The organism is Christiangramia lutea (assembly GCF_022489035.1).
Classification (GTDB): domain Bacteria; phylum Bacteroidota; class Bacteroidia; order Flavobacteriales; family Flavobacteriaceae; genus Christiangramia; species Christiangramia lutea.
This window is the reverse complement of record NZ_JAKVTV010000003.1, coordinates 412,514-429,505: the sequence shown is the minus strand read 5'-3', so window position 1 is coordinate 429,505 and position 16,992 is coordinate 412,514. Positions and strand designations below refer to the sequence as shown.

The 16,992-nt window shown below is 39.0% G+C and carries 14 protein-coding genes; 4 read left to right on the top strand and 10 right to left on the bottom strand.

Translation table 11 applies throughout. The features are described from left to right. The first annotated feature begins 1 nt into the window (after position 1). From ML462_RS11300 to ML462_RS11290, 3 genes are all read left to right on the top strand, one after another. The gene (locus tag ML462_RS11300) at positions 2-691 is read left to right on the top strand and encodes an LOG family protein (protein WP_240713925.1); all 690 of its coding nucleotides are present in this window, start codon (positions 2-4) and stop codon (positions 689-691) included. A gap of 77 nt (positions 692-768) precedes the next feature. Then, a complete protein-coding gene (locus ML462_RS11295; protein ID WP_240713924.1) occupies positions 769-3,579 on the top strand; it encodes a gluzincin family metallopeptidase in 2,811 nt (936 codons plus the stop codon). A gap of 196 nt (positions 3,580-3,775) precedes the next feature. Continuing rightward, positions 3,776-6,175: an alpha-ketoacid dehydrogenase subunit alpha/beta gene (locus ML462_RS11290; protein ID WP_240713923.1), complete on the top strand. Its 2,400-nt coding sequence runs from the start codon at positions 3,776-3,778 to the stop codon at positions 6,173-6,175. 66 nt (positions 6,176-6,241) lie between these two features. Here the strand turns inward: ML462_RS11290 and ML462_RS11285 are convergent, their stop codons facing one another. From ML462_RS11285 to ML462_RS11270, 4 genes are all read right to left on the bottom strand, one after another. Beyond that, positions 6,242-6,421 carry a hypothetical protein gene (locus tag ML462_RS11285; protein WP_240713922.1) on the bottom strand — a complete coding sequence of 60 codons (180 nt, stop codon included), beginning with the start codon at positions 6,419-6,421 and terminating at the stop codon, positions 6,242-6,244. Positions 6,422-6,432: 11 nt separating this feature from the next. Further along, a complete protein-coding gene (locus ML462_RS11280) occupies positions 6,433-6,789 on the bottom strand; it encodes a hypothetical protein (protein WP_240713921.1) in 357 nt (118 codons plus the stop codon). Between the two features lie 199 nt (positions 6,790-6,988). Further along, on the bottom strand, positions 6,989-7,828 hold the full coding sequence (locus ML462_RS11275) for a 1,4-dihydroxy-2-naphthoyl-CoA synthase (protein ID WP_240713920.1): 840 nt from the start codon (positions 7,826-7,828) through the stop codon (positions 6,989-6,991). Positions 7,829-7,932: 104 nt separating this feature from the next. Continuing rightward, the gene (locus ML462_RS11270; RefSeq protein ID WP_240713919.1) at positions 7,933-8,337 is read right to left on the bottom strand and encodes a DUF2059 domain-containing protein; all 405 of its coding nucleotides are present in this window, start codon (positions 8,335-8,337) and stop codon (positions 7,933-7,935) included. Between the two features lie 158 nt (positions 8,338-8,495). On the opposite strand from ML462_RS11270, the gene ML462_RS11265 reads away from it, so the two are divergent. Then, positions 8,496-8,933, top strand: a complete 438-nt coding sequence (locus tag ML462_RS11265) for a hypothetical protein (RefSeq protein WP_240713918.1) — start codon at positions 8,496-8,498, stop codon at positions 8,931-8,933. Here ML462_RS11265 and ML462_RS11260 read toward each other — a convergent pair. From ML462_RS11260 to ML462_RS16185, 6 genes are all read right to left on the bottom strand, one after another. Further along, positions 8,930-9,763, bottom strand: a complete 834-nt coding sequence (locus tag ML462_RS11260) for a CvfB family protein (protein ID WP_240713917.1) — start codon at positions 9,761-9,763, stop codon at positions 8,930-8,932. The two genes, ML462_RS11265 and ML462_RS11260, sit on opposite strands and share 4 nt — an antisense overlap. A gap of 101 nt (positions 9,764-9,864) precedes the next feature. Continuing rightward, the gene (locus ML462_RS11255) at positions 9,865-10,209 is read right to left on the bottom strand and encodes a DUF2853 family protein (protein WP_240713916.1); all 345 of its coding nucleotides are present in this window, start codon (positions 10,207-10,209) and stop codon (positions 9,865-9,867) included. Between the two features lie 72 nt (positions 10,210-10,281). Beyond that, positions 10,282-12,015: a 2-succinyl-5-enolpyruvyl-6-hydroxy-3-cyclohexene-1-carboxylic-acid synthase gene (menD, locus tag ML462_RS11250; protein WP_240713915.1), complete on the bottom strand. Its 1,734-nt coding sequence runs from the start codon at positions 12,013-12,015 to the stop codon at positions 10,282-10,284. A gap of 50 nt (positions 12,016-12,065) precedes the next feature. Then, positions 12,066-13,211 carry a chorismate-binding protein gene (locus ML462_RS11245; RefSeq protein ID WP_240713914.1) on the bottom strand — a complete coding sequence of 382 codons (1,146 nt, stop codon included), beginning with the start codon at positions 13,209-13,211 and terminating at the stop codon, positions 12,066-12,068. After that, a complete protein-coding gene (locus ML462_RS11240) occupies positions 13,211-13,630 on the bottom strand; it encodes a PaaI family thioesterase (protein WP_240713913.1) in 420 nt (139 codons plus the stop codon). The genes ML462_RS11245 and ML462_RS11240 overlap by 1 nt, the downstream gene beginning before the upstream one ends. Positions 13,631-13,764: 134 nt before the next feature. After that, positions 13,765-16,674 (bottom strand): thrombospondin type 3 repeat-containing protein, encoded by a 2,910-nt coding sequence (locus ML462_RS16185; RefSeq protein WP_423738477.1) that lies wholly within the window; start codon positions 16,672-16,674, stop codon positions 13,765-13,767. Positions 16,675-16,992 lie beyond the last annotated feature (318 nt).

The window sequence follows — 16,992 nt, the reverse complement described above, 5'->3', positions numbered from 1 at the left end:
TATGAAAACACATAATAGGAATAAGGCCTGGAACGAAATTAAAACCAATGATTCCTGGGCTATCTTCAAGATCATGGGGGAATTCGTAAGCGGTTACGAAAAACTTAGCCAGATTGGCCCATGTGTCTCTATATTCGGTTCCGCGAGGACAAAGCCGGATATGAAATACTATAAACTTGCTGAAAAAGTTGCCAAAAAGATCGTAGAACACGGTTATGGTGTTATAACCGGTGGTGGTCCCGGAATTATGGAAGCTGGAAACAAGGGTGCTCACCTGGCTGGTGGTACTTCCGTAGGATTGAATATTGAATTACCCTTTGAACAACACGACAATCCTTATATTGACAATGACAAAAGCCTGGATTTCGATTATTTCTTCGTTCGAAAGGTAATGTTCGTTAAATATTCTCAGGGATTTGTAGTAATGCCAGGAGGTTTCGGAACCCTAGATGAACTATTCGAAGCGATCACCTTAATTCAAACACATAAGATAGATAAATTCCCTATTATTCTTGTTGGAACTGAATTCTGGAGTGGCCTGGTAGACTGGATCAAAAGTACGCTACTGGATAGTTTTCAAAATATTAGCGCTGAGGATATTGATCTTGTTCAGGTAGTGGATACCGAAGACGAGGTTATCGAGATCCTTGATCAATTCTATGGTGAATATAATCTTAGTCCTAATTTCTAGTTAACAGGCCTGTTGAAGGTTTCAAAGATTGACTATATTTAGCCCTAATTGCTATTCGGTTCTAAATCTATTACTAATTGAGACACCTTCAGTTTTTCCTGATACTTCTTATTTATTCGGGATGTCTTTCTGCTCAGAATGTCATCGGTGTGAAAGCGCGTCTTAACGACAGCACACGCATTATTTCCATCGATCAGAAAATCAAACTGATAAATACTGAAAACAGGGATTTAGTAAGTATCTATCTTAATGACTGGAATAATGCTTTCAGCTCTAAATCTTCGGCATTGGCAAAACGTTTTGCTGAAGATTTTGCCAGGCGCTTTCATTTTGCTAAAGATGAAGAAAGAGGTCGCACCACTATACATTCGATAAAAAATGAAGATGGCAACCAGATTGCCTGGGACCGACCAGGCGAAGTAGTGGACCTCCTGAGACTTAACCTGGAAGAACCGCTGGCACCGGGTGACTCTATCACGCTAGATCTTCAATACGACCTGAGAATTCCCGATGATAAGTTTACCCGGTTTGGAAGAGATGATCTTGGCAATTATAAATTAAGGTATTGGTACATGACTCCAGCCCCGCTTGACAATGGCTGGAAGCTATATAGCCATAAGGATCTTGGATTGCAATATGTAGAGCCTTACAAAATTGATATATCTATTGATGTTCCTACAGCCTATTATGCAGCATCTGGATTGAACCTTGTGCAAACTCAAACCAGACAGGGGTATAAAACCATTAATTTTAGGGGGAACCACCGCGTAGAAAGTAAAATGTACCTCACCAGGTCTTATATCTTCGAATCTTTAAGCGCAAATTCGAATCAGGTTATAACAAATATTGAAGATGAAGATATCAATTTCGATATTAAAAACACCCTTATAGAACGTAGCGTAAACTTCCTGAATGAAAGGTTAGGCATTTACCCGCACGAGAACATTTTTGTAACCCAGGAAGATTACCTGAAAAGCCCGATCTATGGTCTCAACCAGCTTCCAAGTTTTATTAGACCTTTCCCAGATGGTTTTCAATACGACATTAAATTATTTAAAACCATCACCAGCAATTATCTTCAGAATACCATTTTCATCAATCCCCGAAAGGAAAAATGGGTGACCGATGCCATTATGGTGTCCTTGATGATGGATTACGTAGACACCTACTATCCTAATATGAAACTTCTTGGGAATCTGAGTAAGATCATAGGAATTCGTTGGTTCCATGCTGCTGATCTTGAGTTTAATGATCAATACCAGTTCCTTTATATGAATATGGCCAGACTTAACCTGGACCAGCCACTTACTACCAGTCAGGATTCCTTGGTGAAATTTAATAAGAATATCGCCAATGCATACAAGGCTGGCGCCGGAATAAAATACCTCGAAAGCTTTCTTGGCGATGAATCAGTTCAGGAATCTGTTTCAGAATTTTACTCAAAATACAATCTTAAAAAAGTTACCGATGAGGATTTTAAAGAGGTTCTTCAAAAAAATGCATCCAAGGATATTAGCTGGTTCTTTGAGGATTATGTAGGCACCAACAATAAGATCGATTTCCGAATAAAGGATCTGGAAAAAGGCAAAGACTCTCTAAAGGTTACAATCCAGAATTTACGAAATAACTCAATGCCTGTAAGTCTTTATGGTATAAAGGATAAGGAAGTTGTTTACAAGACCTGGGTGGAAAATGTACGGGATACCGCCACTGTTACCATTCCAAACGATGATTTTGAAAGGCTTGCTTTAAATTATAACCAGGAAATTCCGGAGTTCAATCAACGGAACAATTATAAAGGAGTATCAAAATTATTAGATAAACCTATTCAATTCCGGCTATTTCAGGACGTGGAAGATCCAAGATATCACCAGATATTCTTTATGCCTGAATTTGAGTATAACCTGTATGATGGAGTTTCTATTGGTCCAAAACTTTATAATAAAACCATTCTTAGCAGAACCTTTAATTTTGCTCTTTCTCCAAAATATGGCTTTAACAGTAAAACCCTGGTAGGGTCTGCCTCTATTTTCAATTCACATCAATTCGAAAACAAGGAATTATACAATATATTTTATGGAATTGGAGGATCAAGATTTTCCTATGGGTATGACCTTTTTTATGAAAAGTTCAGTCCATTCCTGATCTTTTCCTTCCGAAACTCATATTTAAGAAGCAATGAACGCCAGAGGCTGGTAATACGTAATGTTAACGTAAGACGTGATCAAAATCCGGTAGATCCATTACTGGAACCCGACTATAATGTCTTCAATGTAAAATACAGCTACAGCAATCCAAATTTCCTAAAACATCTAACCGCTTCTTTCGATTATCAGTTATCAGATAAATTCAGCAAGGTTTCCTTCACTGCCGAGTATCGTAAGCTTTTCAAAAATAACAGGCAGATCAACCTGAGGTTCTTTTCCGGGATATTCCTTTATAATGATGCCAAGGATAATGACTATTTCAGCTTTGCCCTGGACAGACCTACAGATTACCTGTTCGATTATAATTATTATGGTCGCAGCCAGGGAAGCGGACTATTCAGCCAGCAGATAATTGTGGCTGAAGGTGGTTTTAAATCTCAACTGCAGCCAGAATTCGCCAATGAATGGCTTATTTCGGCAAATGCAAGTACTAATATCTGGAAATGGATCCATGCCTATGGAGATGTGGGAATAGTTACGAACGAAGGTGATAACGGTAAACTTTTATTCGATTCAGGGATTAGGGTTAGTTTAGTCCAGGATTATTTTGAACTTTTCTTCCCGGTATATTCCAGCCTGGGATGGGAACTTGACGATCCAAATTATGACCAGAAGATAAGATTTATCGTAGCCCTGGATATAAATACCCTTATAAGATTATTCACCAGGCGTTGGTATTAATACTGATTAACTGATATTTAAATTATCCTTACCTCAATTTCGATATTATCAACAAATTCATAATACAACAGACTTAAATTCTCGAATAAATAACAATTAAAGGTTAAAATTACATTATTATCAGTTTTTGCTTAAAAATTTGAATTGTATTTAATGATACTTTTCGCTACATTTGTTACCATTCAAAAACATGTTCATGCAAAGCGAAACACAAACTGAAAATTCAATTTCATTTGATGAATTCAAGTCTCAAGTACTTGAAGATTACAGAACTGCTGTCACCAGCAGGGAATGCAGTCTTTTAGGACGAAGGGAAGTACTTACCGGGAAAGCGAAGTTCGGGATATTTGGAGACGGAAAGGAAGTACCACAGTTAGCCATGGCAAAAGCCTTTAAAAATGGAGACTTTAGATCTGGATATTATAGAGACCAGACCTTCATGATGGCTATTAATGAACTTACAGCTGAGCAATTCTTTGCCGGCCTTTATGCTGATACAAATATTGAGAACGAACCGATGTCTGCAGGTCGCCAGATGGGCGGTCACTTTATGACCCACAGTCTTGATGAAAACGGAGATTGGAAAAACCTGATGGAGCAGAAGAACTCCAGTTCAGACATCTCCCCTACTGCCGGACAAATGCCCCGACTATTAGGATTGGCACAGGCTTCTAAGATATATAGAAATGTTGATGGAATCGAGGCAAAAAAGTTTTCAGATAAAGGAAATGAAGTTGCCTGGGGAACCATAGGAAATGCAAGTACCAGTGAAGGACATTTCTGGGAAACCATCAATGCTGCAGGAGTATTACAGGTTCCTATGGTAATTAATGTATGGGATGATGAATACGGAATTTCTGTACACGCAAAACATCAAACTACAAAGGAAAATATTTCTGAGATTCTTAAAGGATTTCAAAGAGATGAAGATAATGATGGATATGAGATCCTTATAGTAGAGGGATGGGATTATCCTAAGCTTGTAGATACTTATGAAAAAGCCTCGGCCATCGCTCGTACTGAACATTGCCCCGTTCTTATACATGTTATTGAGCTAACCCAGCCGCAGGGCCATTCAACTTCAGGTTCTCATGAGAGATATAAATCTGAAGAAAGACTTACCTGGGAAAAAGAGAACGATTGTAATCTAAAGTTCAGGCAATGGATAATAGAAAACGATTTTGCTTCGGCTGATCAGCTTGACGATCTTGAAAAAGATATCAAGAAAGAAGTTAGAAAAGCAAAACACAATGCCTGGACAGCTTATCTTCAGCCTACCTTAGAAAAAAAGAAAGAACTTGTAAAGATACTGGATAACGTTGCAAACTCTAGCCCTAATTCAAACTTCATCAAATCTATCAGGAAAGAGATAAGTGGAAATAAGGAACCTTTAAAGAAGGACTTAGTTTCTGCGGCCCGAAAGTGTCTTAGACATCTTATAGGTGAAGAAACTTCTGAAAAAAATACTCTGATAGCATGGCTAGATAAATTTGCAGAACAGGCTTACGAAGACTACGCTGCATATCTTTATAAAGAGGAAGACACTAAGATAGAAGTATTACCTACCTATGATGAAGAAACTGAAGAGGTAGATGCGCGGATCATTCTTAGGGACAATTTTGATAATATTTTCAATAGCAGACCGGAAACATTGATCTTCGGGGAAGATTCAGGTGAAATTGGTGATGTTAACCAGGGACTGGAAGGCCTTCAGAAAAAATATGGTCAATTCAGAGTTTCAGATGCAGGGATCAGGGAAGCAACCATCCTAGGTCAGGGAATAGGTATGGCCATGAGAGGTTTAAGACCTATTGCCGAGATCCAGTATCTTGACTATGTGATGTATTGCCTTCAGGGGCTAAGTGATGATCTTGCTACAGTTCATTACCGCACAAAAGGAAAGCAAAAAGCACCGCTAATAGTTAGAACCAGGGGACACCGCCTTGAAGGTATCTGGCATAGTGGTTCTCAAATGGGAGGTTTCCTAAACCTGCTTAGGGGAATGTATGTTCTTGTGCCAAGAAATATGACCAAGGCTGCAGGATTCTATAATACCTTACTAGATCTTGATACTCCAGCTCTGGTAATTGAGTGTTTGAATGGATATAGATTGAAAGAAAAATTACCGAATAACCTGGGTGAGTTAAAAACGCCTATAGGTGTAACTGAAACCGTTCAGGAAGGTGATGATATAACTCTGGTTTCATACGGCTCTACCTTAAGAATTGTAGAGGAAGTAGCTAAGGAACTTCAGGAAGTTGATATACACGCTGAAGTGATCGATGTACAGTCTCTATTACCTTTCGATCTGAATCAGGATATAGTAAAGAGTGTTGAAAAGACCAGCAGACTTCTTGTTATCGATGAGGACGTTCCCGGAGGAGCTTCTGCATATATCCTGCAAAAGATCCTTGACGAACAAAATGCATACAGGTATCTAGATAGCAAACCTCAAACATTAACCGCTAAGGAACATAGACCTGCTTATGGTACAGATGGAGATTATTTTTCAAAACCCTCGGCCGAAGATATTTATGAAAAGGTTTATGCCATTATGCATGAATCTAATCCAGGAAAGTATCCAAAATTGAGATAAATAAAGTGTTTTAAAGAAAAAGCCATGATCTGGATCATGGCTTTTTTTATTCATTCTTGTTTAAAACTATTGTTCATAAAAGTATGCCGGGCCATCACACGCCCTGATATCGTTGATCAGTACATCATCATTCTCTTCAGAAATATATAGGCTCTCTTCTGTTCTTGAAGTACAGCTATGTATGGAATGATCAAATTCATCAAATTGTAATTTATAAACCGGCTCCCCATTATCTGATTCGACCACTTTGAAATCTCCTACTCCAACAATTGTATCACCAGAATTAATAAAAACCCTTTCAAAGCTTTTATCCTTATTAAAGGAATAGGCCACCTGTAATTCAGATCGTCGCCTGAAGTTTCTGTAGACGCACAACATATATATTTGAACAAATTCCACTTTTGAGGAAGATCTACCTCGATCTCTGCTTCTTGTTCATCTTCCTGATCTTCTTCATCGGTCTCCTCCCCGGCAGTTTCATCTCCCACATCTTCTTCTTTATCTTCAACCAAATCCGAATTTTCAACTGTATTTTCTTCCGTAACGATTTCAGATGAATCATCGGAACAGGAAATACATACGATCAATAATAGAAGAGACAGGATCTTTTTCATACCAGGTTCATTTATTTGAATGAATCATTACGGGCCAGGGCCTGGTTTAACTAAACCGAATTCCCTTTTTTCTAATGATAAAAACCAGTAAGAATCTGAATTTTAAAAGTTAAAGATAGAAGTATCTTGATAAAAAGCAATATTTTTTTTACACTTAACCGTTTAATAATAATTCCAGGTAAATTTTGATGATTCCGATTTATGGAATCCATTTTTTTTCAAAATTCGGCTTTCTTTTCTCCAGAAATGCATCCCTGCCTTCTTTAGCTTCATCGGTCATATAAGCAAGCCGGGTAACCTCTCCGGCAAAAACCTGCTGCCCCACCATTCCGTCATCGGTAAGGTTCATAGCGAATTTCAGCATTTTTATAGAAGTTGGAGATTTAGCCAGGATCTCCTGTGCCCATTCATAGGCAGTATCTTCAAGCTCATCATGTGGGATCACTGCGTTTACCATGCCCATTTCATAAGCTTCCTGGGCTGAATAATTTCTACCCAAAAAGAAGATCTCCCTCGCTTTCTTCTGCCCTACCATTTTTGCGAGATAAGCCGAGCCATAACCTGCATCGAAACTAGTAACATCAGCGTCGGTTTGTTTAAAAATAGCGTGTTCTTTACTGGCCAGGGTAAGATCACATACTACATGAAGGCTATGTCCGCCACCAACTGCCCAACCAGGAACTACACAAATTACTGCTTTGGGCATAAACCTAATAAGCCTTTGGACCTCCAGGATATTTAACCTATGGTATCCGTCTTCTCCTACATACCCCTGGTGACCTCTTGCCTTTTGATCTCCCCCACTGCAAAATGCCCATTTTCCATCTTTAGTTGAAGGGCCTTCTGCAGAAAGAAGCACTGCTCCAATAGAAGTATCCTCATGTGCATCATGAAATGCATCCAGTAATTCGGATGTGGTTTTTGGCCTGAAGGCATTTCTAACATCTGGCCGATTAAAGGCGATCCTTGCTACGCCGTTATACTTTTTATAGGTAATATCTTCGTATTCCTTTGCTGTTTTCCAGTCAATTTTAGACATGATAATAATTTTAAGGTAAAAATAGAGCTTTCCGTTCATTTCAGAAAGCTGAATAAAAAAAGCCTGTAAGTAGATCTTACAGACTTGTGCTTAAGTTGTGAATACTATTGTAAATATTTTGCCATTAATGGCTGAAGTTCTGCTCCCCAGGCCTGACCAATTTCCATTCCTTTTTTTGTAAGTTCCGGAGTAACCTTGATCATTTTCTCACCTATCGGTGTTGCATAAAATGCAAGGATCTCATCCAACTCCTGTTCAGTGAAATTTTCAATGTAAACGCTAGCTAATTTTTTATATAAACCTCCTCTGCTTTCAGCAAGTTCTTTTTTAAAGGCCTCCCTGTTCTCTTCAGGAACCATTTCCACGATTGGTTCGGTCATTATTTCAAATTGCTGGCCTGCGGTTAATTCAATTAACTTTACTGCCTTAGCTTCAATACTGTTAGCTTCCTGCCCAAAAGAACTTAAACCGATAAATAATAAACAGAGGGTAAATGTGATTTTTTGCATAATGATAGTTGGATTGGTTTGAATAATTAATCACTAAAATAGACTTTTTCTGAATCTATTAAACCCAGGCACCACCTCTTTTTGCAGAATTTCTTAAATTAAAAAGGAAAAATATTTAGGTTTGCATTGTTTTTGATGTCTTATAATAAAAGCCTTAAATGAAACTTCGGTTACTTCTTATATTCTTAATGTGCGGGTATTTTACCCAGGCTCAGGAATACTGGGACAAGGAGGATTTTGAAATCAGCAATCGAAGTATTGAAAATTCATGGAGAGAGATCGGTTTTAGTTGGCAAACCGAATCTAATTTCAACCTACCTGATGGTTCCTTCTTACACTTAAGACCTGACATACAAAAAGATCAGGTAGATATGCTCGCTGTTATAGACAAAACCAACCGTAATAAGATTGAACGAAAAATTGATCTAGGTTCACCACTACCTCAAAGAAAAAAAGAGAAAAAGATATTTGAAATTTCAGGAGATTTTGAAACCAGGGATCCGAATGACAACTTCATGAATCCTTATTTTTCAAGCCCCTACAACCAGAGTAGATTAAACTACAGGAGATATTCTCCTTACCGATTTAATTATTAATCCTTCAGGTGAATCCCGTCTGGTTTAATATCGATCAGCCTCTGTTTATATAGATTTCCAGCCGCTTTCTTAAAGCTTTTCTTACTCATTTGTAGTCTGTTCTTGATCTCTTCCGGATTAGACTTGTCTGAAATATCCATAAAACCACCTGCCATTTTCAGTCGATCAAGTATCTTCTGCGCGTTCGGCTCAATACTCCTGTAGCCAGGTCTTTGCAGGCTTACATCTATTTTATGGTCCTCCCTGATCTTTTTAATAAAACCTTTAAGAGAATCTCCAATTTGCAATGGTTTAAAAACATCATCATGATAGATAAGCCCCAGATGCAATTGGTTGATTATTACATTAAAACCAAGTTCGGTTTCGTTGCTAACCAACAAATCCACCTCTTCAAAAGGCTTAACTGTGAGTTCTTCATTGTCAAGAAAAGAATGAACTTTGGAGGATGCAGCCAGCCTTTCGGTTTCCAGATCCAGGTAACAAAAAACAAGGTATTCCTCTCCTTTTTTCATGGGAATTACCTGTTCTTTAAATGGCACAAAAAGGTGCTTTTCAAGTCCCCAATCCAGGAAGGCCCCGAATTTATTTACTTCAACACAAGTAAGATTTCCAAACTGATCCCTTTTGATCTTCGGTTTTAAAGTAGTAGCCACCGGTCTTTCCTCATGATCCAGGTAAACAAAAACATCCAATTTATCGTACACCATCCATGATTCCGGAACATATTTGTTTGGCAATAAAACCTCATCACCTTCTTCATTTTCCAGATAAATACCGTGATCTGATTCCCGTATAATAATTAAATTATGAAACTCTCCTAACTGGATCATATTGTAAAACTTTAGCCTACAAAGATAGGTTTAATCATAAATAAAAAAATCCGTTTAAGGGAATATCCCAAAAACGGATGAAATTCTGAATTTTGAAGTCCTTATTTATAAAGGCTTTCTTTTCCAAAGTGCTTGGTTAGCAAATAGTAAACTACAACTCTGTATTTATTACGGTTGGATTTCCCATATTTCTCGAGCACTTGGTTAACCGCCTCATTTACTTTAGATTCATCGGTTACCCCAAGTTTCTTCATCACGAAATTCTTTTTTACGGTATCTACCTCAGATTCACTGGAAGAAGACACAGTTTCAGCATCTGCATTATAAATGCTGGGACCCATAGATTCCGCGATCTTCCTTACCAGGTCAATGTCGGGGTTAGATTCGCCTACTTTAGATTTCAAGTCATCTATGTACTGTCCTACTTTTTCATCAAGTTTACTCATAATTCTATATTTATTAGTGGTTAATGATCTGGAATATAAGAATAATGAGTCTTAACAAATGTTAGACTATGCTTAAGATTTCATAAAATTGAAATATTCAAGTAGTACTTCATCATTCAATTTTCGAGGAGTAAAGATCTCTAGCAGCTTTGGCCTTTCAGATTCTTTAAAGAAGCCATTCAAATTCTCACTTATTGCATTCTCTGAATCTGCCGCATAATATTCAAAGTTGTATAAATTACAGAGGGGTTCGGCCTTTAAATCATGAACCGTTTCGAAGTAGCGGTCAAAATTTTCCGAATTCTTATTTCCGGGTAATATTCTGAAAATACCTCCACCATTATTATTAAGAACGATAATCCTGAAATTTGAAGGTATATAGTTATTCCAGAGTGCATTGCTATCATAGAAAAAACTCAGATCCCCGGTGATCAATAGAACTGGTTCCTTACTGCTCACAGCAGCTCCCACAGCAGTTGAAACACTACCATCAATCCCGCTGGTTCCCCGATTGCAAAAGGTTTTTAGGCTTTCGTGCCATTGGAATAATTGTGCATATCTTATGGTGGAGCTATTTCCAAAATGAACTATGCTGTGTTCAGGAACCTCGGGTACAATTTGTTGCATAGCCTTAAGATCTGAATAAGGTATTTCAGCCATATATTCCTCATGCCTAACCTGTCTTTTATTCCTTATGTCTTTCCAGAAGCTTCCATAATCACTTTCAGTACTTTTTATTAACGGGAAAAATTCTGAAAAGAATGCATTCACATTGGTTTCAAAATGTTTATTCAAACAGAAGAATGTGTTGTACGCCTTTTTAGGATCAATATGCCAGTGATGCTGAGGATTATAATTTCTTAAAAAAGCTTTTATCTTCTTTGAAACAATCATCCCTCCAAAGGTGAGCAGAATATCCGGCTGTAATTGCCTGAATAAATCCTCCTTCTTTTCATCTTTTTCAATGGGCCCGATAAGTGTATCGATCCTAGTAAAAAATTCCGGCTGATCTAAATTCGAAGTAGTTTCAGTTAAAACAATCACACTCGGATCATTGGCCAGTTTATCTAAAAATTGTTGCTCTACTAAATTTGGTTGAGCAACTCCAACGATCAGCATTTTCCGTTTTGCCCTGTTCCATTCACTGGCATAGTTGGCCAGCTGATTTTCCGAATAATGTCTTTCCCTTATCTCCGGTAGAATTTGAAGGGGTTTAACATCTATGTCTGCGATAGTATCATATAAAGGCTCATAAAAAGGTACGTTTATGTGCACTGGCCCCTTCTCTTCAATAGCTTTATTAAGTGCCAGGTTCACTTCTCTTTCGTTATGTTTCTGCGCTTCGAACTGCTTTTGCTGAAGCTTAGGATCACTCGTTTCCTGCTCTAATACAAGTTCTGAATACAGGTTCGCCGAATATAAAATATGATTCTCAAAGACATTCTTCTGCCTGATGGTCTGTCCATCTCCAATATCTATACGTTCTATGGGCCTGTCTGCCGAAATAACCACCAATGGAATATCACTGTAGAAAGCCTCAGCAATAGCCGGGTAATAGTTCAATAAGGCAGAACCTGAAGTACAGACTAAAGCAACGGGTTTCTTTAATTGCTGGGCCATTCCCAGGGCGAAAAAAGCAGCGCACCTTTCATCTACTATACTATAAGCTGAAATATCGGTATGATGGGTGAACCCTATAGTTAGAGGAGCATTTCTGGATCCGGGAGAAATAACAACATGTTTGATGTCTTTGGCCACGCAAAGAGCAACCACAGAGCGGGCAACAGGGATTTTCGAGTACTTCATAGATGCCCAAAATTACAATTTACAGGCAATTTAATACATGGTTTTTGTGCTTATTTAACAAGTACAGATTTCATGGTCTGGGATTTATTCACCGTTTCCATCCACTCATCTGCTGCATTTGAATCCTTGGTAATCCCGCCACCTACGAATATGTTAGCCTTCCCGTCCTTTAGTTTCATACACCTTAGGTTTACGTATAGTTCGGTTTGTTTTGTAATGGATTTGAACTGCTGATTTTCCTGGTTTCGTCGGTTAGAGCTTCGTTTATTTTCTGTTTTGATATTTAATTCTCCCATAAAACCTGAATAGAATTCACGGGAATGATTCTCATTCTGAATAATAAATCGCAAGGCACTATCCCTTGGTAATCCGCATACTGCCGGAGTTGGATGCAATGTCTTAATTAAACTGCCAAGATTTTCAGGATCCTTTAAATTTCCTAATATATCTGTACATATATGTAGTAGATTCCCTGCCCTTGCGGAATATGGTCTGGTGGTCTTGATGTTTTCTACATTCTCGAGGTTTTCAAGATTCTCCAGGATAAAATCGGTAACAAAAAGTTGTTCCTCAACTTCTTTACTTTCCCATTCTACATCGGTCTCCCCCGAAAATACCTGGGTTCCTGCCAGAGCCATAGTTTGGAATTTGTTTCTTTCTGCCTTCAGTAAAGTTTCAGGTGTTGCACCAAGCCAGATTCCCGTCTCCGGATGACTCCATAAATAAACCATCGCTTGAGGGTATCTATCCAATAGCTTTTTAAAGATTTGAAGTGGATCTGGATCGAGAACCATGACTTCTTCAGACCGCGACAGAACTACTTTCTTGAATTCTCCATCCCTAATATGGTCTATTCCTTTCTGAACCAGGCTTTCGTGATCTTTCTGATCCATTTCCGAAAATTCAAAATCGAATGCTGAAACTGAAGGATTGCCAAGAGCTTCCTCCTCTCTGGAAATAGGTTGATATTGTGTAAATTCAGAATATTCCGAGGGGATTAAATAAACCGAAGCATTAGCATCGAAAGGCGCAAAAGCGAATCCACATTCGGTATAATCCCCGATTTTAAAGGTTTTTTTTTCTTCTTGTAATAAAGCCTTTACCAATATTTCTCCAGGTTTTCGGTAGGCCACAAATGGAAAATCAGACTGCAACTGATCCCTCAGCTTTTTATAGAATTCTTCAGCGTTGGTCATTATCTTTCTTTTGGAAGAGCAATGGTTGTAAGTTTCACAATAGAGATCAAATTCTCTTCTTCATCGGTTATCTTGATCTCAAACAATTGAGTAGTTCTTCCTTTATGGATAAAAGTGGCTTTAGCGTAAACCCATCCATCCCTGATACTTTTTAAATGGTTGGCAGAAATTTCAATTCCTCGAACAAAGAATTCATCTGTATTTAAAAAAACATAACTAGCCATACTACCCACACTTTCAGCCAGGGCCACGCTGGCTCCACCATGTAAAACTCCATCTGGTTGATGTACCCTGGAATTAACCGGCATTTTTGCGATCAAGTAATCTTTGCCTATTTCAGTGAATTCAATTTCTAGAGTTTCCATCAAAGTATTTTTACATACTTTTTTGGAAAGCTCGAGCATTTCTTCTTTCGTCATTATTTATTGGTTGGTTAGAGCATAAAAATACAAAACGACAGAGAAAATATAACGTTTACATTTTTAAGATTTCCAAATAAAAAAACTGCCCAATATTGGGCAGTTCTACATTTAATTAGTGTTGATAAATTTCATCATTTTATAAGAGTGAGTAAGTATTCACCTATATGATCTGCTCCATAATCGTGTACAATAACTCTATATGTACCACTTTCCGGCACATTATCAATAACAAGCGCCGTGGATTCACCATGGCTACCACGGGAACCCACTACATCACCAGTCGGTGAAATTAATCGAATGTGTGGGCCAAAATTGCCCGAAATTCGAGCCATGGTTAATTGTACAAAATCACCTTCAGCAGCAGTAAATGTCCATTGATCAATATCACTCAAAGGTAAATTACCGGCATGATTTGTACCAATGGTCATTGCCCCGCCCTCATCTCCATCAGGAATCACAAAATCTTCTGGAGCATGAGCAAGACGAATTGCATAATCACCGGTATTATCAGCCCCATAATCACTCAATATAATTCTGTAGGCACCACTCATAGGAGCATCTTCGACTGTGACAGCTGTAGTCTCACCATGTGAACCTCTTAAGCCTATTATATCTCCTGAGGGTGAAAGCAATCGAATTTGAGGGCCAAGGTTTCCTGCTGTCCTTGCCATAGTTAGCAATATGAAATCTCCTTCATTTGCCATAAAAGTCCACTGATCCATATCTGCTGAAGTTATACTGCCATAAATGTTTGCACCATTAGATATTGTGCCTCCCTCGTCCCCTTCAGGAACTTCAAAAGTTTTTGGAGCATGAGCGAGTTGGATAAAATATTCTCCCGTATTGTCAGCTCCGTAATCACCTGCAATAACACGGTAAATCCCCGTTTCTGGTAAATCTTCAATGACAAGTCCTATTGATGCGCCGTGTGAACCTCTAAATCCAACTTCATCACCATTAGGCCCTAACAACCGCATTTGCGGTCCAAGAGCTCCTGAAACATTGCTCATATTGAGCTGAATAAAGTCCCCTTCAGTAGCTGAAAAAGTCCAAATATGCTGTTCATTCGGTGTCTCAATTATACCATAATGATTTTCACCATTAATTAAATCTCCACCATCCCCAGGAGGATTGTTAACTTCACAGGCATCTCCTATTCCATCTTGATCGGAATCTTCCTGGTTAGGATTGGCCTCATCTGGACAATTATCGCAGGTATTACCAACACCGTCACCATCGGTATCAACTTGACCGGGATTTGCTTCATCCGGACAATTATCATCGGCATCTGGTGTTCCATCACCATCGCCATCCGTTGCTATTACCTCGCATACATCACCAACTCCATCTTCATCGCCATCAGCCTGATCTGGATTTGCGTCTTCAGGACAATTGTCACAAACATCTCCAACCCCATCTTCATCGGCATCAGCCTGGTCTGCATTGGCTCCATCCGGACAATTGTCGTCTGCATCTAGTGTTCCATCACCATCGCCATCCGGTGCTACTGCCTCGCATACATCTCCAACGCCATTTTCATCGGTATCAGCCTGGTCTGGGTTCGCAACTTCAGGACAATTATCACAAACATCACCAACTCCATCTTCATCGCCATCAGCCTGGTCTTCATTTGCTTCATCCGGACAATTGTCGTCTGCATCTGGTGTTCCATCACCATCGCCATCCGGTGCTACTGCCTCGCATGCATCTCCAACGCCATTTTCATCGGTATCAGCCTGGTCTGGGTTCGCAACTTCAGGACAATTATCACAAACATCACCAACTCCATCTTCATCAGTATCGGCCTGGTCTTCGTTAGCCACATCCGGACAATTATCTTCAGCGTCAACCGTCCCATCTCCATCTGAATCTGATGGTTCATCACAGGCATCGCCTATTCCATCTTCATCAGTATCTGCCTGGTCAGGATTCGCATTTTCCGGGCAATTGTCGCAGGCATCTCCAACACCATCTTCATCGGTATCTGCCTGGTCTGCATTTGCTTCATTCGGGCAATTGTCCTGAGAATCATCTGCTCCGTCTCCATCTGAATCTACCGGCTCACCGCCGTCATCATCATCGCAATTAATAAAAGCATGGAAATATTCAGAAGTCTCTCCATCTTCATTCATTAAACTTTGAATATCATTCAAACTCCAGGTTCCGGAAACTGTTTGTCCGTTAGCTGAACCGTAATTAGCCTCCCAATCAAGAAGCGTTGCTTCGTAATAAAGATATGGATCGCCATCTGCTTCGTCATTCTGCGGACCGGGAATAGCCAGACATATTGGATCTGCATAGAATTCACCATCTTCTCCGGTTACAGGCACTTCTCCGGAATATAGAGGAGTTCCTTCATTATTGGTGCCATAATAAATATCAAGGCTGTAATTAGCCGTATAATGCCTGCCAGAATCACTACAAAAGTTTGCAAAGAAGCAAACCTCGTAAATCACTTCCGGATTAATGTCGAAGAACTGATAACCGTATAGATTAACCAGCCTGTCTTCGAAACATAAAACTTCAATTTCTGTATAGGTTTTTGAACCTGCTCTCAGATCCCAGGTATAGGGAAGTGGATTTTCCGAAAAAACCTCAAAATCGCTACCGGCCATTGGAGCTGCCCAGATGATTTCTCCTGGAGCACCGCCATCATTAGACCATACTAAAAACTCATTCAAAGTAACAGAAACGGAGGTTTCACCTTCTGGTATTGGAATTTCCAAAGCTTCATCATAGGCCGTAAAAAGGCCATTTTCATCTTCAAGAATTTCAACAACTAATTCTACTAGCTTTTCACCTTCTCCATACACCAGGGATATCTCGGCAAATGCCGCTTTTTGATCTGAACAGGAGGGCAATTCATCAAGTGCCTGCCTGAATTCATCACTGTTGTTCATATCATTAAGAATTGGTCCTAATGAAATTATCCCAACAGAGTCATCAATTTCACTTACAGGAGTATTTTCTTCTTTACTACAAGAGTGAAATAATAGTGTGCACATCACCAAAACAGCGATGCGTTTTAAATAAAAAATCATAATTAATTTGGTTATAGGTTATACAACTCTACTACAGCATTCCTCTCAACCGGAATACGCATAAAAGATCATTAGGGGGAGTTGTAGGGTTGAAGGGTTCCATAAGGGAGGAAGTAAATTCAATTCAACCAGATTGGGGAAGGGCTAAATCTTCGAAGATATATGCAAATTTATTGTATAGGTTATTAAATTGGAATGGGGGCTTCCCCTCAAATTTTTATAACTCTTTGGCACAAAATAAATCCCTTTAATTGATTATCCTTCATCATGAATACAAAAAAAAGCCTCCAGAAGGAGACTTTTTTATTTTTAAGTTTG